General features: G+C 62.2%; 20 protein-coding genes. 7 read left to right on the top strand and 13 right to left on the bottom strand.

The genetic code is table 11. From position 1 onward, the window contains the following. Positions 1 to 17 precede the first annotated feature (17 nt). Positions 18 to 1,064: a threonine aldolase family protein gene (locus tag LXM96_RS02860; protein ID WP_239996834.1), complete on the bottom strand. Its 1,047-nt coding sequence runs from the start codon at positions 1,062 to 1,064 to the stop codon at positions 18 to 20. Positions 1,065 to 1,431: 367 nt separating this feature from the next. Between LXM96_RS02860 and gltB the strand changes: the two genes are divergently transcribed. From gltB to LXM96_RS02850, 3 genes are read left to right on the top strand one after another with little or no spacing between them, the layout of a single operon-like run. Then, entirely contained in the window at positions 1,432 to 6,153 is a 4,722-nt protein-coding gene (gene gltB / locus LXM96_RS02855; protein ID WP_239996833.1) for a glutamate synthase large subunit, read from the top strand. A gap of 32 nt (positions 6,154 to 6,185) precedes the next feature. Then, a complete protein-coding gene (locus tag LXM96_RS21550; RefSeq protein WP_262913452.1) occupies positions 6,186 to 6,317 on the top strand; it encodes a hypothetical protein in 132 nt (43 codons plus the stop codon). Between the two features lie 13 nt (positions 6,318 to 6,330). Beyond that, the gene (locus LXM96_RS02850; protein WP_239996832.1) at positions 6,331 to 7,785 is read left to right on the top strand and encodes a glutamate synthase subunit beta; all 1,455 of its coding nucleotides are present in this window, start codon (positions 6,331 to 6,333) and stop codon (positions 7,783 to 7,785) included. A 150-nt stretch (positions 7,786 to 7,935) separates the two neighbouring features. On the opposite strand, the gene LXM96_RS02845 is transcribed toward LXM96_RS02850, so the two are convergent. Together LXM96_RS02845 and LXM96_RS02840 are read right to left on the bottom strand one after the other, a co-directional pair. Then, the gene (locus tag LXM96_RS02845) at positions 7,936 to 9,102 is read right to left on the bottom strand and encodes an SGNH/GDSL hydrolase family protein (RefSeq protein WP_394801881.1); all 1,167 of its coding nucleotides are present in this window, start codon (positions 9,100 to 9,102) and stop codon (positions 7,936 to 7,938) included. 118 nt (positions 9,103 to 9,220) lie between these two features. Next, positions 9,221 to 10,441 carry a lytic murein transglycosylase gene (locus tag LXM96_RS02840; RefSeq protein ID WP_239996830.1) on the bottom strand — a complete coding sequence of 407 codons (1,221 nt, stop codon included), beginning with the start codon at positions 10,439 to 10,441 and terminating at the stop codon, positions 9,221 to 9,223. A 197-nt stretch (positions 10,442 to 10,638) separates the two neighbouring features. On the opposite strand from LXM96_RS02840, the gene galU reads away from it, so the two are divergent. Further along, positions 10,639 to 11,523 carry a UTP--glucose-1-phosphate uridylyltransferase GalU gene (gene galU / locus LXM96_RS02835; RefSeq protein ID WP_239996829.1) on the top strand — a complete coding sequence of 295 codons (885 nt, stop codon included), beginning with the start codon at positions 10,639 to 10,641 and terminating at the stop codon, positions 11,521 to 11,523. A gap of 50 nt (positions 11,524 to 11,573) precedes the next feature. Here the strand turns inward: galU and LXM96_RS02830 are convergent, their stop codons facing one another. Then, positions 11,574 to 13,169 carry an outer membrane beta-barrel protein gene (locus LXM96_RS02830; protein WP_239996828.1) on the bottom strand — a complete coding sequence of 532 codons (1,596 nt, stop codon included), beginning with the start codon at positions 13,167 to 13,169 and terminating at the stop codon, positions 11,574 to 11,576. A 134-nt stretch (positions 13,170 to 13,303) separates the two neighbouring features. Between LXM96_RS02830 and LXM96_RS02825 the strand changes: the two genes are divergently transcribed. After that, positions 13,304 to 14,299: a KpsF/GutQ family sugar-phosphate isomerase gene (locus LXM96_RS02825; RefSeq protein ID WP_239997193.1), complete on the top strand. Its 996-nt coding sequence runs from the start codon at positions 13,304 to 13,306 to the stop codon at positions 14,297 to 14,299. Here the strand turns inward: LXM96_RS02825 and LXM96_RS02820 are convergent, their stop codons facing one another. The 7 genes from LXM96_RS02820 to LXM96_RS02790 form a co-directional block, all read right to left on the bottom strand. Further along, complete coding sequence (locus LXM96_RS02820; RefSeq protein WP_239996827.1) at positions 14,300 to 14,755, bottom strand: NfeD family protein; 456 nt, start codon at positions 14,753 to 14,755, stop codon at positions 14,300 to 14,302. It abuts the gene before it with no gap. Positions 14,756 to 14,757: 2 nt separating this feature from the next. Beyond that, positions 14,758 to 15,807 carry an SPFH domain-containing protein gene (locus LXM96_RS02815; protein WP_239996826.1) on the bottom strand — a complete coding sequence of 350 codons (1,050 nt, stop codon included), beginning with the start codon at positions 15,805 to 15,807 and terminating at the stop codon, positions 14,758 to 14,760. 70 nt (positions 15,808 to 15,877) lie between these two features. Continuing rightward, positions 15,878 to 16,912 (bottom strand): ferrochelatase, encoded by a 1,035-nt coding sequence (gene hemH, locus LXM96_RS02810; protein WP_239996825.1) that lies wholly within the window; start codon positions 16,910 to 16,912, stop codon positions 15,878 to 15,880. Between the two features lie 114 nt (positions 16,913 to 17,026). Further along, positions 17,027 to 18,955 carry a 5'-nucleotidase C-terminal domain-containing protein gene (locus LXM96_RS02805; protein WP_239996824.1) on the bottom strand — a complete coding sequence of 643 codons (1,929 nt, stop codon included), beginning with the start codon at positions 18,953 to 18,955 and terminating at the stop codon, positions 17,027 to 17,029. Between the two features lie 201 nt (positions 18,956 to 19,156). Further along, a complete protein-coding gene (gene omp10, locus LXM96_RS02800) occupies positions 19,157 to 19,522 on the bottom strand; it encodes an outer membrane lipoprotein Omp10 (protein WP_239996823.1) in 366 nt (121 codons plus the stop codon). Between the two features lie 134 nt (positions 19,523 to 19,656). Further along, positions 19,657 to 21,105, bottom strand: a complete 1,449-nt coding sequence (locus LXM96_RS02795) for a homospermidine synthase (RefSeq protein ID WP_239996822.1) — start codon at positions 21,103 to 21,105, stop codon at positions 19,657 to 19,659. Between the two features lie 234 nt (positions 21,106 to 21,339). Continuing rightward, positions 21,340 to 22,236, bottom strand: coding sequence for a LysR family transcriptional regulator (locus LXM96_RS02790; RefSeq protein WP_239996821.1), 897 nt, complete (start codon positions 22,234 to 22,236; stop codon positions 21,340 to 21,342). 110 nt (positions 22,237 to 22,346) lie between these two features. On the opposite strand from LXM96_RS02790, the gene LXM96_RS02785 reads away from it, so the two are divergent. Next, positions 22,347 to 23,069, top strand: a complete 723-nt coding sequence (locus LXM96_RS02785; protein WP_239996820.1) for an SDR family oxidoreductase — start codon at positions 22,347 to 22,349, stop codon at positions 23,067 to 23,069. 10 nt (positions 23,070 to 23,079) lie between these two features. Further along, entirely contained in the window at positions 23,080 to 23,418 is a 339-nt protein-coding gene (locus tag LXM96_RS02780; protein ID WP_394801871.1) for an Atu4866 domain-containing protein, read from the top strand. On the opposite strand, the gene LXM96_RS02775 is transcribed toward LXM96_RS02780, so the two are convergent. Together LXM96_RS02775 and LXM96_RS02770 are read right to left on the bottom strand one after the other, a co-directional pair. Then, complete coding sequence (locus LXM96_RS02775; protein WP_239996819.1) at positions 23,415 to 24,074, bottom strand: aminotransferase class IV family protein; 660 nt, start codon at positions 24,072 to 24,074, stop codon at positions 23,415 to 23,417. The two genes, LXM96_RS02780 and LXM96_RS02775, sit on opposite strands and share 4 nt — an antisense overlap. Continuing rightward, entirely contained in the window at positions 24,023 to 25,177 is a 1,155-nt protein-coding gene (locus LXM96_RS02770) for an aminodeoxychorismate synthase component I (protein ID WP_239996818.1), read from the bottom strand. Before LXM96_RS02770 ends, LXM96_RS02775 begins: the two co-directional genes overlap by 52 nt. Position 25,178 lies beyond the last annotated feature (1 nt).

Here is a 25,178-nt window from a genome sequence, read left to right as displayed (position 1 = left end):
CAGGGGCTTTGCGAGGGCTAAGCAATCGCGTCCAGAAAGGCGTCGACGTCGTCTGGCGTCGTCGCGAAGCTGGTCACAAGGCGCACGAGTGTCTCGTCTTCCGATACCGCCTCCTGCATGTCCCTCGGCTGGAGCCAGTCGTAGAATTTCGCGCCCTTTTCGCCGGCAGCCTTTGCGGAACCCTTCGGTATGATGGCGAAAACCTCGTTCGATTGGGTCGGCCACGCCATCCGGGCGCTGTTGGATGCCGATAAGCCCTGACGCATCCGGTCGGCCATTGCGTTCGCATGGGCGGCCAGTTCCAGCCACAGGCCATCCTTCAAGTAAGCCTCGAACTGTGCCGCGATGAATCGCGACTTGGAGAAGAGTTGGGCTGTGCGCTTGCGGATGAAGGGTAGTTCCCTGGCCATATCGGGGTCGAAGAAGACGATGGCCTCGGCGCACCAGCAGCCGTTCTTCGTGCCACCGAAGGAGAGAATGTCGACGCCGCGCTTCCAGGTCATCTCAGCCGGCGTCGCGTCCAGCCCCACCAATGCGTTGGCAAAGCGAGCGCCGTCCATGTGGAGCGGAAGACTTTCTCCCTTGGCGATGTCGGCAATGACCTGGATTTCATCGAGGCTGTAGATGCTGCCCACTTCAGTTGCCTGGGTCAGGGTAATGGCGGCGGCGCGGCCGTGATGGACGGCATCCTGAGGGTAGCGGGCCATGCGCGCCTTGAGATTGAGAGGGTTGATCTTTCCTTCTGCGCCTTCGACGGGTATCATCCGCATGCCGCTGAAAAAGTCGGGCGCGCCGCATTCGTCCTCGATCACATGAGCCTCGCTGTGGGCGAAAACCACGCCGCCGGGGCGTTCGATGCTGGCAAGCGCCAGCGAATTGGCGGCGGTTCCCGTCGCGACGAAGAATACGGCGACCTCCCGTTCGAAGATCTCGTTGAAGCGCTGCTCGATGGACCGGTCCAGTTCACTGGTGCCATAGGCAGCGGCGAAGCGGGTGGATTCACGCAAAAGCCGTTCATTGATGGCCGGGTGCGCGCCGGCCCAGTTGTCTGAGGCAAAGAACATCGGGAGGAATTCCTTGGTGTTTGGGAGAGCTGGGACCTTAACGTTTTTTAGAGGCGGATCAATCCGCGGTTCCCGTTGTTCGACTGGTAGCAAAAAGAGATTGTTAAGCCGCGGGCGGAGGTAAGAAAATTACGTGAATCGCGCGGCAGTGCTAATCTTCTGTCGGCTCACTTCCGATTGTGGGGCTCCCGCTCTTGTGATGCCCGGTAAGCTATGGCATAGATCGATGCGAAATAGGTCATAATTGCTGTCCTATTTCGATCTGCTGATCCCCTTCTTGCGAGGAGGACGCCGACGGTGCCGGCGCTAAATTGCCCCTGATACAACTCAACCACCTTGTCCTGCGGGACCGAAGGAGGAAACGACGATGACGAAGACCGTTGACATGCATGCCGCTGGCGCGTTTGCCCGAGAGGCCGACATTGTAGTCAATCGTCCATCCGTGCCGTCGGGCTTGCCGGCTGCGCAGGGGCTTTATGATCCGCGCAACGAGCACGATGCCTGCGGCGTCGGCTTCATCGCGCACATGAAGGGCCAGAAGTCGCATCAGATCGTCAAGGACGGCCTCTTCATCCTTGAGAACCTGACGCACCGCGGTGCCGTCGGGGCCGATCCGCTGATGGGCGACGGTGCGGGCATCCTGGTGCAGATACCGGATCGCTTCTTCCGTGAAGAGATGGCCCGTCAGGGCGTCACGCTGCCAAAGGCCGGCGAGTATGCCGTCGGGCACATATTTATGCCGCGCGATCCGGAGCAGATCACCCATTTCAAGAAGGTCATTTCGGACGTGATCGCGGAGGAGGGACAGCAGTTCCTCGGCTTCCGTGATGTGCCGGTGGACAATTCGTCGCTGTCAAAGGCGCCGGAAATCGCCGCCACCGAACCGCATCACGTGCAGATCTTCATCGGCGCTGGCCGCGATGCTGCGACCAATCAGGATTTTGAACGCAAGCTGTTCACCCTGCGCAAGGTGATCTCGAACCGGATTTACGATGCCTTTGGCGGCCAAGAGACCGGCTTCTACCCCGTGTCGCTGTCGTCCTCGACGATTGTCTACAAGGGCATGTTCCTCGCCTATCAGGTGGGCGCCTATTACAAGGACCTGTCCGACCCGCGCTTCGAATCTGCCGTCGCGCTCGTCCACCAGCGCTTCTCCACCAACACCTTCCCCTCGTGGAAGCTGGCGCACCCGTACCGCATGGTCGCGCACAACGGCGAGATCAACACGTTGCGCGGCAACGTCAACTGGATGGCGGCGCGCCAGGCCTCGGTCTCATCACCGCTGTTTGGGGATGACATTTCCAAGCTTTGGCCGATCTCCTACGAAGGCCAGTCGGACACGGCCTGCTTCGACAACGCGCTCGAATTCCTCACCCGCGGCGGTTATTCGCTGGCGCATGCGGTGATGATGCTGATCCCGGAAGCCTGGGCCGGCGACCAGTCGATGTCGCCTGAGCGCAAGGCATTCTACGAATACCATGCGGCGCTGATGGAGCCGTGGGACGGACCGGCAGCGGTTGCCTTCACCGACGGCAAGCAGATCGGCGCGACGCTCGACCGCAACGGTCTGCGTCCGGCGCGCTATGTCGTCACCTCCGACGACCGCGTTATCATGGCCTCGGAAGCAGGCGTTCTGCCGGTGCCGGAAGAAACCATCATCAAGAAGTGGCGCCTGCAGCCGGGCAAGATGCTGCTGATCGACATGGAGAAGGGGCGCATCATTTCCGATGAGGAAGTGAAGAGCGAGCTTGCCACCAAGCATCCCTACCGCAACTGGCTGGACCGCACCCAGATCATCCTGGAAGAGCTGCGTCCGGTCGAGCCGCGGGCGCTGCGCCGCGACGTGTCGCTGCTCGATCGCCAGCAGGCCTTCGGCTACACCACCGAAGACACCAAGATCCTGATGTCACCGATGGCGACGACCGGGCAGGAAGCTGTCGGTTCGATGGGGACCGACACGCCAATCTCAGCGATGTCGGCAAAATCGAAGCTGCTTTATACCTATTTTAAGCAGAACTTCGCGCAGGTGACGAACCCGCCGATCGACCCGATCCGCGAGGAACTGGTGATGAGCCTCGTCTCCTTCATCGGCCCCCGTCCCAACATCCTCGACCATGAGGGTATGGCGAAGGCGAAGCGGATGGAGGTGCGCCAGCCGATCCTGACCAACGGCGATCTGGAAAAAATCCGCTCCATCGGTCACATGGAGGATCACTTCGACACCAAGACGCTCGACTTCACCTATGCGATCGAGCGCGGCGCCGAAGGCATGCCGGAAATGCTCGACCGGCTCTGCGAGCGGGCGGAAGCAGCCGTGCGCGGCGGATACAACATCATTGTCCTTTCCGACCGCCAGATCGGCCCGGATCGTATCGCGATCCCGGCACTGCTCGCGACGGCTGCCGTCCATCACCACCTGATCCGCAAGGGGCTGCGCACCTCCGTCGGCCTCGTGGTGGAGACCGGCGAGCCGCGCGAAATCCATCACTTCTGCTGTCTCGCCGGTTTCGGCGCGGAGGCGATCAATCCCTATCTCGCCTTCGACACGCTAATCGACATGCATACCCGCGGCGAGTTTCCCAAGGAGGTAGATGCCAGCGAAGTCGTCAGCCGCTACATCAAGGCGGTGGGCAAGGGCATTCTGAAGGTCATGTCGAAGATGGGCATCTCGACCTACCAGTCCTATTGCGGCGCGCAGATCTTCGACGCGATCGGCCTGTCCTCCGAGCTCGTCAACAAGTACTTCTTCGGCACGGCGACCACCATCGAGGGCGTCGGCCTGAAGGAGATTGCCGAGGAAACGGTCCGACGTCACCAGGCGGCCTTCGGCAAAGACCCGGTTCTGGCGCGCACGCTCGATATCGGCGGCGAATATGCTTACCGCATGCGCGGCGAGAGCCATGCCTGGACGCCCGATGCCGTCGCCTCACTGCAACACGCGGTGCGTGGAAACAGCCAGGACCGGTATCGTGAATTCTCCGCAATGGTGAATGATACGGCGCTCAGGATGAACACGATCCGCGGCCTGTTCAAGATCAAGACGGCGGAGGAGATCGGCCGCAAGCCGGTTTCGGTTGACGAGGTCGAACCGGCCGTGGATATCGTCAAGCGCTTCTCGACCGGCGCGATGTCCTTCGGCTCGATCAGCCGCGAGGCGCATACGACGCTGGCGATCGCGATGAACCGGATCGGCGGCAAGTCGAACACCGGCGAGGGCGGCGAGGAGAGCGACCGCTATTTCCCGCTGCCGGACGGCTCGCAGAACCCCGAGCGTTCGGCCATCAAGCAGATCGCATCGGGCCGCTTCGGCGTGACGACCGAATATCTGGTCAATGCCGACATGCTGCAGATCAAGGTGGCGCAGGGTGCCAAGCCCGGCGAAGGCGGTCAGCTGCCTGGCCACAAGGTGGACGCGACGGTGGCCAAGACGCGGCATTCGACGCCAGGGGTCGGCCTGATCTCGCCGCCGCCGCACCACGACATCTATTCGATCGAGGACCTGGCGCAGCTCATCTACGACCTGAAGAACGTCAATCCGGAAGCGGACGTCTCGGTGAAACTCGTGTCGGAAGTCGGCGTCGGTACGGTTGCCGCCGGTGTTGCCAAGGCGCGCGCCGACCACATCACGGTCGCCGGCTTCGACGGCGGTACGGGTGCTTCTCCGCTCACATCGCTGAAGCATGCCGGCTCCCCGTGGGAGATCGGTCTGGCGGAGACGCAGCAGACACTGGTGTTGAACGGGCTGCGGTCACGCATCGCGCTGCAGGTCGACGGCGGCCTGAAGACCGGCCGCGACGTCATCATTGGGGCGCTGCTCGGCGCCGACGAGTTCGGTTTCGCCACAGCGCCGCTGATTGCGGCGGGCTGTATCATGATGCGCAAGTGCCATCTCAACACCTGCCCCGTCGGCGTGGCGACGCAGGATCCGGTGCTGCGCAAGCGCTTCAAGGGCACGCCGGAGCACGTCATCAACTACTTCTTCTTCGTTGCCGAAGAAGTGCGCGAGATGCTGGCGGCGCTGGGCTTCACCAAGCTCGACGACATCATCGGAATGTCGGAGCTCTTGTCCAAGGACGACATGATCGCTTACTGGAAGTCCGAAGGCCTGGATTTCACGAAGATCTTCCACAAGGTGGAGGCTCCGAAGGAGGCGACTTACTGGACCGAGCGGCAGAAGCACCCGATCGACGACATTCTCGACCGGAAGCTGATCGAGAAATCGATGCCGGCGCTGGAAAACAAGGAGTCGGTGGTCTTCGAGGTGCCGATCAAGAACGTCGACCGGTCCGCCGGGGCGATGCTTTCGGGGGCACTTGCCAAGCGCTGGGGCCACAAGGGGCTGAAGGACGACACGATCCATGTGACGCTGAAGGGTACGGCGGGCCAGTCGTTCGGGGCGTTCCTTGCACGCGGCATCACCTTCGATCTGGTGGGCGACGGCAACGATTACGTCGGCAAGGGGCTTTCAGGCGGTCGCATCATCGTTCGGCCGCCGGAGAACTCACGTCTCAAGGCGGAGCAGGCGATCATTGTTGGTAATACCGTGCTTTATGGTGCCATCACCGGCGAGTGCTATTTCCGCGGCGTAGCCGGCGAGCGCTTCGCCGTTCGCAACTCCGGCGCACTGGCCGTCGTCGAGGGCGTGGGCGACCATGGCTGCGAATACATGACGGGCGGCATCGTGGTGGTGCTCGGCGAGACGGGCCGCAACTTCGCGGCGGGCATGTCGGGCGGCGTTGCCTATGTGCTCGACGAAAGCGGCGATTTCGCCAAGCGCTGCAACATGGCGATGGTGGAACTGGAGCCGGTTCCCGAAGAAGACGACATGCTGGAGAAGCTGCACCATCATGGTGGTGACCTCATGCACAAGGGGCGTGTCGACGTCTCGGAAGATATGACGCGCCACGACGAAGAGCGGCTTTACCAGATGATCTCCAACCACTTGCACTACACGGGTTCGGAGCGGGCCAAGGAAATCCTCGACCGCTGGACCGAGTTCCGGCCGAAGTTCCGCAAGGTCATGCCGGTGGAGTACCGGCGTGCGCTGGAGGAGATGGAACGGATGCGCATGGGTGTTGCGGCGGAGTGAACCGCCTTCGCCTTATTCATTGGCTGTTTGCCATGGCAGCAGCAGTCGCCGTGCCGGCGGCTGTGTTCGTGGCGAGTGGCACTATCGCAGTAGAACATTGGGTGCTGGGGGCGACCATGGGTTTCGCCTACTGGTACTGGGGGCCGACAGGCACCTCGCTTTGAAAAGGGACGAAACATGGGCAAGGTAACGGGTTTCATGGAAATCGACCGGCAGGTCATGAAGTACCAGCCGGCATCGGACCGTATCCGCCATTTCCGCGAGTTCACCATCCCGATGTCGGATGCGGAAGTGACCAAGCAGGCGGCACGCTGCATGGATTGCGGCATTCCCTACTGCCACGGCCCGACCGGCTGTCCGGTACACAACCAGATCCCGGACTGGAACGACCTCGTCTACAGCGGCAAGTGGGAAGAGGCGATCCGCAACCTGCATTCCACCAACAACTTCCCGGAGTTCACGGGTCGCGTCTGCCCGGCCCCTTGCGAGGAGGCTTGCACGCTGAACCTTGAGGACTCGCCGGTCGCGATCAAGACGATCGAGCAGGCGATTGCCGACAAGGCCTATGAGCTTGGCCTGGTCGGCCCGCAGCCGGCGACGGAAAAGACCGGCAAAAAGGTCGCGGTCATCGGCTCCGGACCCGCCGGCATGGCGGCGGCTCAGCAACTCGGCCGCGCCGGCCACGACGTGCATGTCTACGAGCGCGAGACGAAGCCCGGCGGCCTGCTGCGCTACGGCATCCCGGACTTCAAGCTGGAGAAGAACTTCATCGACCGCCGCATCGAGCAGATGAAGGGCGAGGGCGTCACCTTCCATTGCGGCGTCAACGTCGGTGTCGACATGCCGGTCGAACAGATGCTCGCCGAGCATGACGCGGTGCTCTACTGCGGCGGGTCGGAAACGCCCCGCGCCGCCGGCATCCCCGGCGTCGACCTGCAGGGCGTCCATGACGCCATGCCCTATCTGGTGCAGCAGAACCGCCGCGTCGGTCGCGAGAATATCGACAGCGTCGGCTGGCCGGCGGATCCGATCATCGCCGGTGCCAAGCATGTCGTAGTCGTCGGCGGCGGCGACACGGCGTCCGACTGCGTCGGCACGGCTTTCCGCCAGGGGGCCGTGAAGGTCACCCAACTCGACATCCGCCCACAGCCTCCCGAAAAGGAAGACAAGCTTGCCGTCTGGCCCTTCTGGGCCACCAAGATGCGCACCTCCTCGTCCCAAGCAGAGGGGGCTAAACGCGAATTCCAGGTGGCGACACTCGAGTTCGTCGGCGAAGACGGGCATCTCACGGGCGTCCGTTGCTGCGAGGTGGACGAGCGTCGTAGGCCAATCGCCGGCACCGACTTCATCATCAAGGCGGACCTCGCCTTTATCGCCATCGGCTTCTCCGGGCCTCTGCAGGAGGGCGTCCTGAGCGAACTGGAAGGCAAGCTGACGCTGAATGTCGACCGTCGGGGCTCGACCAATGTCGTCGCAAACGACCGCGACTACCGGACATCGGTCGACAAGTTCTGGGTTGCTGGCGACGTGCGCCGTGGCCAGTCCCTGGTTGTCTGGGCAATCCGAGAGGGGCGCCAGGCAGCGCGCGCGATCGACGAAGCGCTGATGGGGGCGTCTGTGCTGCCCGTATAGTGGGCGCTGGCGTCAACCGGCGCATCCCAGTCGACACGGGGTCGCGGACCATTGGCGTCCTAAAGGTTTTCGCAGAGCATATCGAGCGGAGACCGGCAATGGCCGCCATCGGGGGCGACTACGGCAAGGCGCGGTCTTGGGAACCCATTTTCAGCGCTCTTCCGAACGCCTGTAGTCGTCTATCCTTCCCGTTGGGGCGGGCGGAAGTTCGCCGCGCTTGACCAGCATGTCGCGCGGTGACTCGACGATGGGGGCCGGGAGTGGGGCTGCGCCGAGCAGCTCGCTGCCACCGTCCAACTCCGGGTCCGTCAGACTGATGGGCTGCACAGGAACCGCGGCCGTGGGTGAGGGCGGCAGGATCTGCAGTTCCGGCAGGTTGCTGGCATCAAGCTCCACCAGTTCCGGGCTGGCCATTTCCCCAAGATGCCGTCGGGCATATTTTTCGACGTAGAACGCAAGCTTGCGCTTGCCGGCGGTGGTAAAGCCGATGCCGTCAGAACCCCGCAGGCGGGCCTGTTGGCCGTTCATATCAGACCCCGTGATGACGAACTTGCCTTCCTCATCGACAAAGCCATCCCAGATATCCACGAACTCTCCGCCGATCTTGGACATCTCGGCGCGGTAAATCCCATTGAGCTTCACGGCGTCGCGCATCAGCGACGGCGACTGGAAGGATGGCAGACCAACCCACAAAAGCGGAATGCCTCGGTCGGTGACAATGGTGCCGATTTCCCGCACGCGGCGCTCATACTCCCTGAACCAGTCATCAGCGGGGAAATCAAGTTGGCCCCCTTGCGTCTTCATCTGCTGCCGGTCGTTGGCCCCGATCATCACAACCACCAGCGCTGGTTTGACCTCGTCCAAGGCCGTCGGCAATTGCTCTGGCCAGTTGTAGTAGTCCTGGCGCACGAGGCCGGAAGAGCCGTTACTTCTCTCTTCCACGACCACACCCGGTGACTGCTCGAAAGCTGTCTGGAGTTCGCTGCCGAGACCGCCGGCGAGGAAATCTCCGACCACCAGGATCGACCGCGCATTCTCGAGCTTTTCGACCGGTTCTGGCTTTGCAGGCGCTGGGGGTGGTGCAGGCCGCGGAGCCGAGGCTCGTGCTGCTGGAGCACGGTTGCGTCTCGGCGGCCTCTGTTCGCGTTGCCGCTGACGCCGTGGAGCGACTTCCCGCATCGGCGGCGGCGGATCGATGTAGCGCCGGCCACCGCCGAAGATCATATCAAGAAGGTTGCGACGCGGAGCCGGCTCCTGCGCGGAAGCTCTGTCCCAATGCATGGGCCATGCCAGCAACAGGGTGAGGAAGATCACCATGCACCGGCGGAAGATGCGGAGACCGCCCATATTCTGCAAAACCTTCATGCTTTTGCCGTCTGTTCTCGCCGCAGGAGCTCAAGAGCGCGATCTGGGGCGAGAGGATGTTGTTGTCAACTCAGCGCAGCGCCTTGAGAAGGTGATGCGACGGCTCACCATTGGCTTCCATCCCCAGCCGCTGCTGGATCGCGGAAATGGCCGCCTTCGAGCCGGAGCCGAAGTTTCCGTCAATTTCACCCTGGTAGTAACCGAGTTGCTTGAGCTTCGTCTGCAGTTCGAACTTCTCCGCCACGTCGAGGGTGCCATCCGGTCGCGGCCAGCGCTGCTGCATCCCGCCAAAGCCGGCGATCTGGTCGGCGAGCAGGCCCACCGCAAGAGCGTAGGTATCAGCTGCATTGTAACGTTTGATCACGAAGAAGTTGCGCGTCATGAGGAAGGCGGGACCACCGGCGCCGGCCATCAGCTTCAGTTCAGCGCGATCGCTCGGGCGAGGAAAGGGCTTGCCGTTGGGGCGCGCGAAGCCGAGCGCCGCCCACTGTGCCAAGGTCTTGGTCTGGCCGTCGTACTTTGCAGCGCCACGCGGCAGGACCGCTTCATAGCCCCAGGTCTTGCCCGTCTGCCAACCGTTCTTGGCCAGCAGGTTGGCGGAGGTCGCAAGCGCGTCCGGAATGGAGTTCCAGATATCGGCACTGCCATTGCCGTCGGCATCGAACTTGTAGAGGAGATAGCTCGACGGGATGAACTGTGTGTGGCCCATGGCGCCTGCCCAGGAGCCGGTGAGATGGCCCGGCGTGATGTCACCCGATTGAAGGATCTTCAGCGCAGAGACAAGCTGCGTACGTGCAAACTTGGCCCGCTTCGGATCGCCCCAGGCAAGCGTGGCTAAGGCTTGCGGGACATGATGCAGGCGATCCGGCTTCTCCAGGACGGCTCCGTAATTGGATTCCATGGACCAGATGGCCAGAAGAACATGTTTGTCCACGCCAAAATGGCGTTCGAGGGCAGACAGCGTACGCCCATGCTTCGACAGCATCTGCTGGCCGATCTGCACGGTATAAGGGTTCACGCGGGAATCGAGATAGTCCCAGACCTGGGACTTGAACTCCGGCTGGTAGGCGGCTTTCTCAAGCACCGCCCTGTCCGGTCCGGTAATGCCTGCGAACGCTTTGTCATAGGTTGAACGGCTGATGCCGGCCTTGGCCGCAGTCGGGTAGAAATCTGCAATCCAAGACTTGAAACCCGCATCGGCGCGGGCATGTATCGGAGTGGTCGCGAGGGCAGCCCCTGCGATCAGGGCGAGGGCGAGGCCGCGAATGCGATTGGTAGAAAAGAGTGTCATCGGCAGTCGTGTCCGTTGCTCATCAAGTTCATACTTCACCGAGCATGGTGTCCGGCTTAACGAATGGATAACAGCACAGGGTCAACAAACCCTTTACCATATTCTACAAGATGGCGTCACCGGTTGTATCCGAACGTAAATCAGCCCAAAATGACGGGATTGTGATTAGCACATCGAAATGTGCTCAGGAGGTGTGCGTGGCACAGAAGAAGATTCGTAAGGCGGTCTTTCCAGTGGCGGGGTTGGGCACCCGGTTCCTTCCGGCCACAAAGGCCGTACCGAAGGAAATGCTGACTGTCGTCGACAAGCCGGTCATCCAGTATGTCGTGGACGAGGCAGCGGAAGCCGGCATCGAACACTTCGTGTTCGTCACGGGCCGCGGCAAGGGCGTCATCGAAGACTATTTCGACATCCAGTACGAACTGGAGCAGATGCTGCGCGAGCGCAACAAGAACGCTGAACTCAGCCTGCTCGCGGACCTGCTGCCGACGGCCGGGACGGCGAGCTTCACGCGCCAGCAGGTGCCGCTCGGCCTCGGGCACGCCGTGTGGTGCGCTCGCGACATCGTCGGCAACGAACCCTTTGCCGTCCTGCTTCCTGACATGATCATGTCGTCGCAGAAGAGCTGCCTCAAGGGCATGGTGGAGATCTACGAGCAAACCGGCGGGAATGTTCTGGCGGTGGAGGAGTGCGATCCCGAGATGGCTCATAAATACGGCATCGTGGGCGTGGGTGACAAAGTCGGAGAAGGCTTCAAGATCACCCAGATGGTCGAGAAACCGGCCAAGGGGACGGCACCCTCGAACTTCTACATCAATGGCCGCTACATCCTACAACCGGAAATCTTCGATATCCTGGAGACGCAGGAGCGAGGTGCCGGCAACGAAATCCAGCTCACCGACGGCATGCTCGCGCTCGCCAATCAACAGGACTTCGCCGCCTACCATTTCAAAGGGCAGACCTTCGACTGCGGCGCCAAGGATGGCTTCATTCTTGCCAACCTAGCCTTCGCCCTGCAGCGCGGCGACATCCGTCCCGCGATCGAGGGCCCGCTAAAGGACATGGTCGGCAGGCTCGGCTGAGCCGATATCACCTGAAGGAACGAGCGCCCGGCCCAGTGTCGGGCGTTTTGCTATCGGCGAAGGGTAAGGCCGAGACCGGCCCGAAGCGTCCTGGTGTCTGTGCCGACGCGGTCAGTCAGCTCGTATTCCACCGCCGTCGTCATCTCCAGATAGCGGCTCACGTTCCAGGTCAGGCCGGCGCCGGTGGTCCAGGTGGTTTCGTCGGCCGTGTGCGGGAACTCGCGCTGCGTTGCGCCTCCTGTGAGCCGGCCGACGAGATTGTGTCGCAACTGATGCGTCAAGGTGGCGGCGAGATTATACTCGACCCAGCCGTTAGAACCTGCGCTTGCGGCATCCTGCAGAGTCGTGCGCAAGGCAAGGTCGAGATCTGTTCCGCGGCGGGGAGACCAGTTCAGACGCCCGTCAAGCGCTACGCCATCGAGTGTCTCAAGGCGCCGGTCGATATAGTCGACCCACTCGTATCCGGCGCCAAGCTCGCCTCTCAGCTTCTCTCCAAGATCGACTTCGACACCGCCACGCGCGCCATAGATCCATGAGGACCTTTCGTAGCCTCCCGCATCCTGCCGTTCATCGTAGAATGTGCGACCACCGCGGATCTCAACGAAGGGGATTAGGGCGGGAGAGATCTCGTAACCCAGGCGCAGCCGGCCATCCACCGTGGTGCGATCGCGGTCGCTGAGATCGAGGCTCGAACCGTCCTGAAGCTTTGCGTCTCCGTAGATCTCGCGATTGACACCAAGCCCGGCCAGACCCCGAAGGATGCCAGCGTCGCGCTCGAGAGTGATGCCGCTGCGGAATTGATGAACTGTCGATTGGGAGGATGCTCCTCCGATGGCATTCGGATCGCTGTTGTCTTCGCGCTCGAAATCGTAGCCGGCGGAGATGTTCGCAACGGTGGTGTCGCTGAGGTCGAGCCGAAGATCAGCATCGAACTGTCCCTCGGGATCAGGGCTGTCACCGTCGCCGATATTGCGTTCGATCATCGCTTCGCCGGTCACGGAAAGCTGATGTCGAGACCAGTCAGAGCTCAGCGTCCCGCGGATGGTTGTGCCAAGGTAGTTGCGCCTGGTATCTGCCGCGCCGTCCTTGATTAGCTCCCGATTGATCGACTGGCTGATCGACGGGCGCAGCAGGAGGGTCCCCAGGCGAATGCCGCCGGGATCGTCTGGCGCCGTAGCTGCTTCTTCTAACGCAAACTCTTCTTCCGCCGGATCGCGCAGATCCTCGAAGGAAGGAGTGAGATCCTCCTCATAAGGGGGATCGTTGATCGGCGTACCATTCCCCGCGCTGGTGGCTCCGGTTATGACTTGGCCATCTGGAGGGGACGCAGAGGTCAAGACCGTCTCAGGGACTGTTGCGCCCTCAGATCCAGGGGCGGGCTCGGCACGGCCGATCGCGAGGGAGGTCGAACTGCTCGCGGCGGCGGAGCGGCTGCCAAGCGGGGTCACGCCAACCGGTGAAGCAGAGGCCCAGGTTCCATCCGCGGGGCGGCTCTGGATCGAAGAGGCGGGTTCGAGTTCCTGGCTGGCGCGGGCCGGATAGAGCGTCTGGGCCAGTCCGTTCTCTGGGTTGATCAAGGCCGAGCATGCCAGCAAAAGTGCCAGGACGGTTCGCCGCGGGGCGCGCTGCCGGCCTTGCTGCTCCATTGCCATCATCCCACTGTCGGTCCCACGATCGTTGCCTGATGGTAAAGCTTCTTGGTTAACAGATGCTTGTGAAGCACGAGGGCGAACGAGCCGAAACGGTGGACTCGATCCTGCGAAGGGATTACATGCAAGTCATGATCAAGAGCGCCATCAAACCTACAGACTTCGACATCCTGCAGTCGGCTCTGCGGACCATCGGGATCGAGAAAAACGGACTAGCTGCGCTTGAGCAGGCACTGCAGGGTGCTCTCGCTGAGCCGTTCCAGCACGCTGTCGACCTCATTCTCGGCCTGGCCGGCCGCGTCATCGTTACCGGTGTCGGCAAGAGCGGGCACATCGGTGCGAAGCTTGCGGCCTCGCTTGCCTCGACTGGGACCCCGGCATCCTTTGTTCATGCAGCGGAGGCCAATCACGGCGATCTTGGCATGATCTCTCGAAAGGATGCGGTGATTGCCGTATCCTGGAGCGGCGAGACGGCCGAACTGCAGAGCATCGTTGCCTATTGTCGAAGGTTTTCGATCCCGCTTATTGCTCTGACCTCAGGAGAGGTCTCCACCCTTGCACGGGAAGCGGACATTGTCTTGCTGCTCCCAAAGGAGCAGGAAGCCTGCCCCCACGGGCTGGCGCCAACCACCTCCACGATGATGCAACTCGCGATCGGGGATGCGCTGGCCGTGGCACTTCTGGAGGCGCGCGGTTTCACGGCACTGGATTTCCGCGTTTTTCATCCTGGCGGCAACCTGGGCGCCATGCTCAGCCACATCAGCGACATCATGCATACCGGCAGCCGGGTGCCTCTCGTGCCGAAAGGTACCCCGCTGCCGACCGCCGTGATGACGCTCTCCGAAATGCGCTTCGGTTGTGTCGGCGTTGTGGACGAAGATGGCTGCCTGTGCGGGGTCGTCACCGATGGGGATCTGGCGCGTGGGCTCAATCTCAACCTCAGCGCCATGATCGTTGATGACATCATGAGCCAGAGCCCAAAGACGGTGCAGGAGAAAACTCTTGCCACCACGGCCATGGCCATCCTCAATCAGTACAACATCTCGGCCCTTATTGTTGTGAACGATGACAATCGCCCCGTGGGGATCGTGCATTTCCACGACCTGCTGCGTGTCGGCGTGGCCTGATCAGATCATCTCGACCCGAAGATCGCGGCCGTCCGCAGAAACGATCTTGACCCGTGTTCCCGCCGGCAAGTCCGGCCCCAGGACCGGCCACCAAGTGTCGTCGAGGCGAATCCTGCCTCGTCCCTCGCTGATCGGTTCACGCAAGGTCGCGGTGCGGCCGACAAGGCTTTCGCCACGGCGGTTGAGATGGGGCTCGTCGCTGGTGTGCGGCTTGCCATAGAAGCGGCGTCCAGCAAGGGCAAAAGCTCCGGCAAAGGCTGCAAAGAGCACGAACTGCAACTGCCATGACCACCAGGCCGCATCCCAGAGCAGCAAGGACAGCGCGCCGACCACGATCGCGGCGGCACTGATCCAGATCAGGAAGACGCCCGGCGCCGCCAGTTCGGCGGCGAGCAGAACGATGCCGATGATCCACCAACTCCAGGGGCCGAGATTGGCGGCGAGGGTCTTTAGCATGGTCAAGTCTCGCTTCGCGGCGCGAATGGGTTGACGGGCGGCGTGGTGCGGGGCGCGGCCAAGGGCGCCTGTCGCGAAGACGATGGCGAGGCCGGCTGTTGCGGCACCGTTAAGCTAACACGCGCAGGCCCGTCACCGTCGCCGAACACTTCCTTCGCAATCGCGCCGATACCGCCGAGCGAGCCGATGAGCGAAGAGGCCTCCATCGGCATCAGGACGATCTTGGAGTTCGGCGCCTTGCCGATTTCGGCGAGGGCTTCGGTGTATTTCTGGGCGACAAAGTAGTTGATGGCCTGAACGTCGCCAAGGGCAATGGCTTGCGAAACCGACTGGGTCGCCTTGGCCTCGGCTTCGGCCAAACGCTCGCGTGCCTCGGCCTGACGGAAGGCGGCTTCACGCTCGCCTTCAGCTTGGAGGACGGCAGCCTGCTTCGCCCCTTCCGCGCGCAAGATCTGTGCGTTGCGGGAGCCCTCCGCCTCCAAGACCTGAGCGCGCTTCTCCCGCTCCGCCTTCATTTGGCGGCCCATGGACTGAACAAGGTCGGCCGGCGGCTGGATGTCCTTGATCTCGACGCGGGTTACCTTGATCCCCCAAGGACCAACAGCCTCGTCCACGACGCGTAGAAGTCGCTCGTTGATGACCTCGCGGTTGGAGAGGAGCTCGTCGAGATCCATCGATCCCATGACCGAGCGGATGTTGGTCATGGTCAGGTTCTGGATCGCATTGCGGAGATCGGAAATCTGATAGGCGGCCTGGGCCGGGTTCAGCACCTGGTAGAACGCCACGGCATCCGCCGAAACACTCGCGTTGTCCTTGGTGATGACCTCCTGAGTCGGAATGTCGAGCACCTGCTCCATCACGTTCATCCGGGCGCCGATGCGCTCGATGAACGGCGTGATCAGGTTCAGGCCCGGATCGAGCGTGCGCGTATAGCGCCCGAATCTTTCGACGGTATAGCGATAACCCTGCGGCACCGTTTTGATCCCGGCGAACAGGACCAGGATGACAAGGAGAACGATGACAATCACGACGATATCGAAGCCGCCCAGCATGGCTGACCCTCCAGCTCAAGAAATTTGAGACTGGAGTATCATGTTCCCGCCCGGGATGAAACGAAGGAGGTCAGACCCAGCCCTGAATCTCGCGGCGTACGACCTTTTCCAGCACGTGCATGCCCTCCGGGCTGTCGTTGAGGCAGGGGATGTGGAGGAACTTCTCGCCGCCGTGGTGCTGGAAGATTTCCCCAGCCTCGCCGGCGATTTCCTCCAGTGTTTCGAGACAGTCGGACACGAAGCCGGGGTTGATGACGGCGATGCGCTTGATGCCTTCGTCGCCCAGCTTCTCCATCGTCTTGTCCGTGTAGGGCTGGAGCCATTCTTCCGGCCCGAAGCGGGACTGGAAGGTAACCATGAACTTCTCCTTCGGCAGGCCGAGGCGCTCGCGCAGCAGCCGGCCGGTCTTCTGGCAATGGCAGTGGTAGGGATCCCCCTGCTTGAAGTAGGATTGCGGGATGCCGTGGAAGGAAGCGACCAGCATTTCCGGCTCCCAGTCGATCTGCGCCAGGGCCTTCTCTACCGAGACCGCAAGCGCATCGATATAGGTCGGATCGTCGTGATAGGGCGGGACGGTCCGAAGCGCTGGCTGCCAACGCATCTTCATCAGGTGCTCGAAGGCCTTGTCGTTCACGGTCGCCGTCGTCGAAGCGGCATACTGCGGATAAAGCGGGAAGAGCAGGATCCGCTCGCAGCCCTGCGCGTAGAGTTCATCGATCTTGGAGGCGATGGAGGGGGTGCCATAGCGCATCGCCCAGTCGACGACGACGTTCTGCAGATCTTTCATCGCGGCTGCCATCAGCTCCGCCTGGTTGCGGGTATAGGTGCGCAGATAGCTCTCGTTCAGGTCCTTGTTCCAGATCTCTTCGTAGGCCTTGCCGACCTTTTGAGGGCGCTTGTTCAGCACGATGCCGTAGAGGATCGGATACCAGTAGAGCCTGGACCATTCGATCACGCGCCGGTCAGAGAGGAACTCGGCGAGATAGCGGCGCATCGGCCAGTAGTCAGTGCCATCCGGCGTGCCGAGGTTGACGAGAAGAACGCCGACTTTTCCGAATTTGATCTGGGGGTGACCTGGCGGCATGTAACTGGCTGTTACGTCCATCTGACGATTCCGCTTGTTGTTGCGAGAGCAGGGCGCCCTCGGAGGCTGGCACTATCTAGAAACAAAAAGCGGCCCGGGAAAGCCCGGGCCGCACATTGTTGCGCGCAAATTGTCTTATCTCGCAGGAAGTTGAAGCTCTTGCCCGATCTCAAGGAGATCGGGATTGCGGAGTTCGTTTTGCTCAGCGATTCGTGCCCATATGGTGCCGTCGCCATAGACGGCCTCGGAGATCCTCCACAAGGAGTCGCCGCGGGCAACCACGTGGGTCTGTGCTGTCGTGGTACTTTCGGCAGCGGCAGGCACAGTTGCGTCGGCAGCGGGAGGCGCCTGCGTTGGAGCGGTATTTGCAGGAGCGGCAGGTTCTGTCGGTGACGCCGGGGCAGGGGTTGCAGGCGCCTCGGTGGCCGGGGCATCGGCCTTCGCCGTTTCCTGCGCCGATGTCACCTCCGTGACCCGTCCTTCGGTGAAGGGTTCATAGGGGCTGTTGGCCGACAGATAATCGGCCACCGCCTGCTCGAGGTTGGGTCCGAAATCGTAGGGATTGATAGCGCTGGTCGCGAAGGTCTTGTAGCCGTCACCACCGCCGCGGACGTAGTTGTTGGTCACAACACCGTAGATCTTCTCCGGATCAAGCGGCACGAAGGCATCGCCTTCCTTGACCTGCACGTCGACGATACGTTCGCCAGCCGGTCTGGACTTATCAAACGAATATTTCATGCCGGCGACCTGCGGGAAGCGGCCGGCCACCTCCTCAATCTGGCTGACGCCGTTCTCAAGCGCGGCGCGAAGGTCGGTGCCCTTGAGCTGGAAGGTGGCAATCGTGTTCTGGAAGGGCAGGACGGTCAGGATCTCGCCCATGGTGACCTCGCCCGCGTCGATGGAGGCCCGCAAACCACCGCTGTTGGCGATGGAGATGGTAATGCCCTGATCCTTGACGCGGTCGAGCTGCGCGTCGGCGACGAGGTTGCCCATGGAGCACTCTTCGACGCGGCACACGTCTCGGTCTCCGACGATGACCTCCTTTGTGGAGCCCACCACCTTCTGCTTCAGCTCTTCCAGCGGCTGGCCGAGTTCTTCCACCTTGGCGGAATAGCCGGCATCGGGCACGACGGAGGAATCCAGCAACTGGGGAGCGCCTTCGGCGGATTTCACCACGCCGTTGTCGTCGAAGACGACCTTCAAGTCGCCGAGGTATTTGGAATAGGCATAGGCCTGCACGATCGGCACATCCGTGCCTCCCGGGTTCTTCACCAGGGTCGGGTAGGGACCGGCGGCCTTTTCATCCGTGCTGGAGAGGAGGGTGTGGCTATGGCCACCAACGATGACGTCGATGCCGTCCACGGCTGCGGCGATCTCCTTGTCCCGCTCGTAGCCGACATGGGAAAGCAGGACGATCTTGTTGATGCCCTGACCCTCGAGGTCGGCCACGGCCTTCTTCAGGTACTCCACCTCGTCCTCGAACCGGATCTGATCTCCTGGCGAGGAGGTCTCATCGGTGTCGGTCGCGAGAACGGAGACGACGGCGACCTTCTGGCCACCCATCTCCTTGATGATGTAGGGCTCGAACTTGCCAGCGACGGGGCTGCCCTCGGCGGCAATCGTGTTGCCAGAGATGATCGGGAAGTCCGATGCCTCGATGAACTTCAGCAGTTCCTCAGGGCCGTCGTCAAACTCGTGATTTCCGATTGCCATGGCATCGAAGCGGATGCCGTTCATGAAGTCGGCAATGGGGCCGCTCTTGAACATGCTGTAGAAGAGCGAGCCCTGGAACTGGTCGCCAGCGTCGAGCACGAGAAGGTTTGCGTCCCGCAATTCGCCGCGACGGGTGTCGATCGCCGTCTTCACGCGAGCGATGCCGCCGAAACACTCGTTCTTGGATGCCTCTTCCTCCGAGCAGGTGGAGTCGTATTTGTTGATGGCCTCGATGCGCGAATGGAGATCGTTGATGTGGAGGATGTTGAGCTCGTAGTCGGCCAGGGCCGTCCCGGCAAGAAGGGCAAACGCCGAAGCGGTCATCAGCCCCAGCCTGAATGTCTTCATCATCTTGGTCTCTCCGTTTCGCTTTGGATTGGCGGTCCTGCGCGCCAGGTAGCATCACCCTCGACCGGCGCCGAGAGCATGTTTCCACCAAGGGGGTGGCGACTGCAAGGAGAAATGTGCGGTGCGAGAGGACGTCCGCTGCGGCTGTTCCCAAACGGAAAAACCCCGCCGGAGCGGGGTTCGGAATGGAGCCTGATGCTGCGATCAGGTTCGGCGGGTCAGGGAGAACTGTGCTCCGCTGTCTTGCGTGCAGTTCAACTGGCTGGGCGTTACAAGCGCGCAGTTGACGCGGGACTGGGTGTTGCGGACAAGCGACGTCATGTTGATTTCCACCAGCGTGGGCGAAAGGCTGACATAGGTGCCCGAGGCCAGCAGGGTGTTGCTGTCGGTCGAGCGCGTATTGAAGGTTCCGCCTTGGAAGGTCGAGACTATTCCGTTCGGGTCCGCCCAGGTGCCTTCGACGCCCTGCGGCTGTGCGCGCTGCGGCGGAAGGCGCGATGGCTGCGGGGATGAAACGCAGGCAGTCAGCGTGGCGGCGGCAATGAGCGCAATGCTCGCTTTCAGTTTCATGGTCGTTAGTCTCCCGCAGTTCAACCGTCTGGGTGCTGATCGAAAATCTATCTAACGCAGTCTTGCCGGTTGCACAGCCCTTTTCCGGCGTTTCAACAAGGAAACGCCGGAAATCCGATGCTGCACCGGCAGGATCAGCGCACCAGGATGTTGCGGAACTGCCAAGGATCAGAGGTGTCGATGTCCTCTGGGAAGAGGCCCGGACGGCCATCGAGCGGCGTCCAGTCGGTGTAGTGGCCTTCTACCGGCCCGAGATAGGGCGACTGGACTTCCAGGCAGCGCTTGTAATCGACCTCGTCGGCCTCGACGATGCCGGCCTTCGGGTTTTCTAGCGCCCAGACCATGCCGGCCAAAACAGCCGAGGTTACCTGCAGGCCCGTCGCGTTCTGGTAAGGGGCAATGCGGCGGGTTTCTTCCAGCGACAGACGCGAGCCGTACCAGTAGGCGTTCTTGTCGTGGCCGTAGAGCAGAACACCGAGCTCATCTACGCCATCCACCAGTTCGTCCTCGTCCAGCACGTGCTGGACCGGTTGTGCCTTGCCGCCGTTGCCGAACATCTCGTGCAGCGAAAGGACGGCATCGTTGCAAGGGTGGTAGGCATAGTGGCAGGTCGGCCGATAGGAAACATCGTCGTGCTTGTCGCGGACGGTGTAGTAGTCGGCGATCGAGATCGACTCGTTGTGGGTGACGAGGAAGCCGTATTGCGGCCCCGGTGTCGGGCACCAGCTGCGAACTCTCGTGTTGGCACCCGGCTGCTCCAGATAGATTGCCGCCTTGCAACCCTTCTTGTGCTTCTTGGCGTTCTTCGGCATCCACTCCTCGTGGGTGCCCCAGCCGAGTTCGGCCGGCTGCAGGCCTTCGGCGATGAAACCTTCGACGGACCAGGTGTTCCAGAAGACGTCCAGCGGCTTCGGGTTCTTGGTCCGCTGCGTGTCGCGTTCGGCGATGTGGATGCCCTTGACGCCGACCTTCTTCATCAGCTTGGCCCAGCCTTCGCGATCATCGACCGAGGGCTCGTCGTACTTGATGCCGAGGTCGTTGGCGATGTTGAGCAGCGCCTGCTTGACGAACCAGGAGACCATGCCTGGGTTTGCGCCGCAGGTGGAAACGGCGGTGGTGCCGCCCGGGTTCTTCGCCTTTTCCTGGCGCACCGTTTCGCGCAGCGCGTAGTTCGTGCGATCGGCATTCTCAACGGAGGTATCGAAATAGAAGCCGAGCCAGGGCTCGACCACCGTATCGATATATAGAACGTCCAGCTTGCGGCAGAACTTCATGAGGTCGAGAGATCCGGTGTCGACCGACAGGTTGACGCAGAAGCCCTGGCCACCCTTGCCGTCGTCGAGCAGAGGTTTCAGGAGTTCCTTGTAGTTCTCCTTGGTGACGTGTTCCTTGATGTGCTTGACGCCATGCTTGGCCAGCAGGTCCGCCTCGTCGTCCCGCGGATCGATCACGACCATCCGGCTCTTGTCGAACTTGAAATGGCGCTCGATCAGCGGCAGTGTGCCGCGACCGATGGAGCCGAAGCCGATCATCACGATCGGGCCGGTGATTTCGCCATGAACCGGATATGTCATTTCACTCATATGCTTCTCCTTCAGAGCCGCGGCATCACGCCGCTGCGCCGCTGGGCTGACAGGGTGCGGATGAGAGCGCTCGATCGCAAATTCGCGCGCTCTAGATCATAAATCCCCGTCACAATAAAGAGGTTGCAGAGGGCGCTCGGAAAAACGGCAGATGCGGCTTTGCCGAGCATCAGGGCAAGGCGCCAAAGCCTCTCCGGCGCCTGTCCAGAGACGCCGCTTGGATGTTGCAGCGTCTCACGGTCGCCGGTGGCGGCGCAGGTGATCCACCAGCGCCCGCAGCTTCGGCGCCATATTGCGGCGGCTTGGATAGTAAAGATAGAAGCCGGGGAAGCGGGGGCAGTAGTCTTCCAGGAGCGGCACCAGTTCGCCACGCTCTATTGGCGCGCGAAAAGACTCTTCCATACCGAACGTGATGCCGGCCCCGGCGATCGCCAGGCGGATCATCAGCGCCATATGGGTTGTGGTTATCTCGTCGCCGACGGCGACGGAGAACTCCTTTCCATCTTCTGCAAATTCCCAGCGATAGGACGCAATGCCGGCGGCAGTTCTCCAGCCGATGCAGCGGTGCGACGCGAGTTCGCGCGGGTGGCTGGGTGCGCCGTGGCGTTCGACGTAACTGGGAGATGCTACCGCGAGCTGGCGCTGGTCGCCTGAGACGGGGAGTGCGATCATGTCCTGGGCGATCACCTCCCCGAGCCGCACCCCTGCATCATATCCTTCCGCGACGATGTCGAACTCTTCATCTGTGACGGTAACGTGGACTTTCACCTCGGGATTCGCCTCGGCGAAGGACGCAAGGAGCGTGCCTGACAGGAAGCTTTCGGCGATGGACGAGACCGCCAGATTCAATTGCCCGCGAGGACGGCCGCTGATGTTGCCCGCGGCCTCGACCGCAGCCTGGAGGCCGGCGAGCGCAGGTGCCGCATCGACGTAGAGCCGCTCGCCTGCTTCAGTCAGCGACACGCTGCGGGTGGTCCGATTGACCAGCGCAATGCCCATCGACTCTTCCAGCTTGCGCATGGTCTGGCTGACGGCGGCGCGCGTGACGCCAAGCGCGTCTGCGGCAGCGCGGAAGTTCTTCTGCTCCGCAACGGTGGCGAAGACTGCAAGCGCATTGAGGTCGACTATCATTGGTTAGCTTTCCTTACCAATCTGGAAACGTCGAGTTGGCTATCGCTGACAATCGCGCGTCCTTACCTTTCGATCAAGCTCAACGAAGCTTCGCGGAAGGAGAAAGAACGATGGAAAAGATTGTCCTCATCACAGGCGCATCAAGCGGCATCGGAGCAGGCATCGCCCGTGAACTGGCAAAGGCCGGTGCGACGCTGATGCTCGGTGCCCGGCGGACCGACCGGCTTGAGGAACTGGCGGCGGAAATCCACGGGGATGGCGCGAGGGTCGCCATCCGCCGGCTGGACGTGACGGATCGCGAAGACGTTGCCGCCTTCGCGGAAGCGGCCAGACAGCAGTTCGGCCGCGTGGACGTGATGATCAACAATGCGGGCGTCATGCCGCTGTCGCTCATGGCCTCGCTGAAGGTCGACGAGTGGAACCAGATGGTCGATGTCAACATCAAGGGCGTGCTCTACGGCATTGCGGCCGTTCTGCCGGAGATGACGGAGCGAGGCTCTGGCCACATCATCAACATCGCTTCGATCGGTGCTCTCAGCGTTGCCCCGACGGCCGCAGTCTATTGCGCCACCAAGTTTGCCGTCCGGGCGATCTCCGACGGTCTGCGCCAGGAGCGGGAGGACATCCGTGTCACCTGCGTCCACCCAGGCGTCGTGGAAAGCGAGCTTGCCTCGACCATCACCGATCCGACCGCCGCCGAGGCGATGAAGAGCTATCGCGCCATCGCGCTCACGCCCGATGCCATCGGCCGCGCCGTCCGCTTCGCCATCGAGCAGCCTGACGACGTGGACGTCAACGAGATCGTCGTGAGGCCGACGCGGTCGACGACCTGAGGAGAGATAGGTGGCAAACCGGCACTCGATTCTATTCGCCGCCGCGCTTGCGGGCGCGGCACCCAACACGGCAACTGCCGAGGAACAGATGACCAATCAGGTTGAAGTGCAGACCCATCCCTATGTCGGCATGTGGGTGACGGATGATAACCGCATCCGTCACGAACTTCTGCCCAACGGCCGCTACGATGAGGCCCGCGGCACGCGTGAAAGCGCCTACCAGGGCCGCTATGTCGTCACCGGCAATCACGTCGACTACTGGGACGACACTGGATTCACCGCGGACGGCGAGTTCGTGGACGAGGACACGCTGCACCACGCAGGCATGATCCTGCGGCGGCAGCGTTAACCTTCGACCAACTCGGCGGGGATCAGCCCGCGCAGGGCATTGCCGACGAAGAGCCGGCGGTTCGAAAGGGCGGCCGGCTTCAGGACCTCCGAACGAGCCTTGCCCTCGCGGATCAGCTCGGCGCGCAGGATGCCGGGCAGGAGGCCGCTGGAGATGGCCGGGGTGAGAAGGATGCCGTCCCCGGTCTCGATGAATAGATTGGTGATGGTGCCTTCACAGAGTTCGCCGCGCTCGTTCAGCAGGAGCACCTCGTCGGCCTCCTCCAGAGGAAATTCGGCGCGGGCCGCCTCGTAGAAATCGCGCCGGGTCGTCTTGTGGCGCAGGAAGGCGTCGTCGGAAGAGAGGCTTTGCGCGGCAATGCGCAGCCGCCAGATCTTTCCTTCCGGCTCCGGTTCGAAGGGAGCCGCGGTGACTTCCGTCTTGCCGCGGTAGCTGACGGAGAGGCGAACCCGCAACGGCTGGTCGCCGCTGACGGCGAGCTTGAGTGCCATGGCCGGATCGGCAGGAGGCAAGAAACCCAAGGCGTCGATCGAACGGTTCAGGCGCCTCAGGTGCTGGTTGAGACGCAGGAAACCCTGCTCGGGCTCCCAGCGCAGTGTCTCGATCAGTGCGAGATCGCCTGTTTGCCGACTGCGAACTGTGCTTTTAGAAGACATTCCTGATATTCCGCCTCGGCCGTCGAATCGAACACGATCCCTCCGCCGACATTGAAGACGGCCTTTCCGTCGTTGAAAAGGCTCAGCGTTCGGATCGCCACTGAAAACTGCATGGGGCCTTCCGGATCGCACCAGCCGATCGCGCCGCAATATACGTCGCGCGGTCCGGCTTCCAGATCATGTAGAATCTTCATCGCCCACATCTTCGGCGCGCCGGTGATGGAGCCGCAGGGAAACAGAGCCGCCATGATCTCCGGCAGGCCGATCTCCGGCCGCAGCCTGGCGCGCACATGGCTCACCATCTGGTGGACGGTCGGATAGGTCTCGATCGCGAAGAGCTTCGGGACCGAGAGCGTGCCGACCTCGCTGATGATCGAGATGTCGTTGCGCAGGAGGTCGACGATCATGCGGTTCTCAGCCTGCGTCTTCTCGTCCGCCAGCATGGCGGCGACGATGGCCGCGTCCTCCTGTGGCGTGGACCCCCGCGGTGCGGTTCCCTTCATCGGATGCGTCTCGATGAAGCGGTCCTTGTCGACGCGGAAAAAGAGTTCGGGTGAGCGTGACAGGATGATGGGCCCGCCGAGATCGACCAGCGCGCTGTAATGGACCGGTTGGCGTGCAACGAGGGACCAGAAGGCGTTCCATGGTTCGCCAGCCCAGCGAGCGGTCACCGGCATGGTGAGGTTAGCTTGGTAGCAGTCGCCACGGCGCAGGTGCTCGTGCAGCTTGTCGAAGCGGACGCGGTAGGCGGCAAAGTCCCAGGCGGCGCGGGGGTCGGTCAAGAACGATTCCTCCAATCGAACCTCGGGTGCCGCCAAGGGCTGGCCAGCGCCGGCCGGGCCATCGAAGATGCCGATCGCCAGCAGCGGCGTTTCCCGATCGTCGATGATCAGCGGCTTCAGCTTCTCCTCGAAGACAAAGCCGGCCTCATAGGAGAGGTAGCCGGCAAGCCAGCAACCGTCCTGCCGCGCCTGTTCGAGCCGGGCCAGCGCCGGGAGAACCTCGTCCGCCGTCCGGGCGATGACGAGGTCGAGCGGCTTGCGGAACAGCAGGCTTTGCGACCGTTTGTCGTCGCGGAAAAGGACGTAGGGGCTGTGCTTCATG

It is taken from the genome of Rhizobium halophilum, from assembly GCF_021648825.1.
In the GTDB taxonomy this organism is placed as follows: Bacteria; Pseudomonadota; Alphaproteobacteria; order Rhizobiales; family Rhizobiaceae; genus Neorhizobium; species Neorhizobium halophilum.
Note: the sequence above shows the minus strand (reverse complement) of the source record. Positions and strands in the feature narration are given on the sequence as shown.

Bases quoted from the DNA above. Each gene is read 5' to 3' on its own strand.
- LXM96_RS02770 (WP_239996818.1), bottom strand. From the start codon at position 25,177: ATGAAGCACAGCCCCTACGTCCTTTTCCGCGACGACAAACGGTCGCAA.
- LXM96_RS02840 (WP_239996830.1), bottom strand. From the start codon at position 10,441: ATGACACTCTTTTCTACCAATCGCATTCGCGGCCTCGCCCTCGCCCTG.
- LXM96_RS02775 (WP_239996819.1), bottom strand. From the start codon at position 24,074: ATGTCTTCTAAAAGCACAGTTCGCAGTCGGCAAACAGGCGATCTCGCA.
- LXM96_RS02830 (WP_239996828.1), bottom strand. From the start codon at position 13,169: ATGGAGCAGCAAGGCCGGCAGCGCGCCCCGCGGCGAACCGTCCTGGCA.
- LXM96_RS02785 (WP_239996820.1), top strand. From the start codon at position 22,347: ATGGAAAAGATTGTCCTCATCACAGGCGCATCAAGCGGCATCGGAGCA.
- LXM96_RS02850 (WP_239996832.1), top strand. From the start codon at position 6,331: ATGGGCAAGGTAACGGGTTTCATGGAAATCGACCGGCAGGTCATGAAG.
- LXM96_RS02860 (WP_239996834.1), bottom strand. From the start codon at position 1,064: ATGTTCTTTGCCTCAGACAACTGGGCCGGCGCGCACCCGGCCATCAAT.
- hemH (WP_239996825.1), bottom strand. From the start codon at position 16,912: ATGGACGTAACAGCCAGTTACATGCCGCCAGGTCACCCCCAGATCAAA.
- omp10 (WP_239996823.1), bottom strand. From the start codon at position 19,522: ATGAAACTGAAAGCGAGCATTGCGCTCATTGCCGCCGCCACGCTGACT.
- LXM96_RS02795 (WP_239996822.1), bottom strand. From the start codon at position 21,105: ATGAGTGAAATGACATATCCGGTTCATGGCGAAATCACCGGCCCGATC.
- LXM96_RS21550 (WP_262913452.1), top strand. From the start codon at position 6,186: ATGGCAGCAGCAGTCGCCGTGCCGGCGGCTGTGTTCGTGGCGAGTGGC.
- LXM96_RS02815 (WP_239996826.1), bottom strand. From the start codon at position 15,807: ATGCTGGGCGGCTTCGATATCGTCGTGATTGTCATCGTTCTCCTTGTC.
- LXM96_RS02790 (WP_239996821.1), bottom strand. From the start codon at position 22,236: ATGATAGTCGACCTCAATGCGCTTGCAGTCTTCGCCACCGTTGCGGAG.
- LXM96_RS02845 (WP_394801881.1), bottom strand. From the start codon at position 9,102: ATGGTGATCTTCCTCACCCTGTTGCTGGCATGGCCCATGCATTGGGAC.
- LXM96_RS02805 (WP_239996824.1), bottom strand. From the start codon at position 18,955: ATGATGAAGACATTCAGGCTGGGGCTGATGACCGCTTCGGCGTTTGCC.
- gltB (WP_239996833.1), top strand. From the start codon at position 1,432: ATGACGAAGACCGTTGACATGCATGCCGCTGGCGCGTTTGCCCGAGAG.
- LXM96_RS02825 (WP_239997193.1), top strand. From the start codon at position 13,304: ATGATCAAGAGCGCCATCAAACCTACAGACTTCGACATCCTGCAGTCG.
- LXM96_RS02820 (WP_239996827.1), bottom strand. From the start codon at position 14,755: ATGCTAAAGACCCTCGCCGCCAATCTCGGCCCCTGGAGTTGGTGGATC.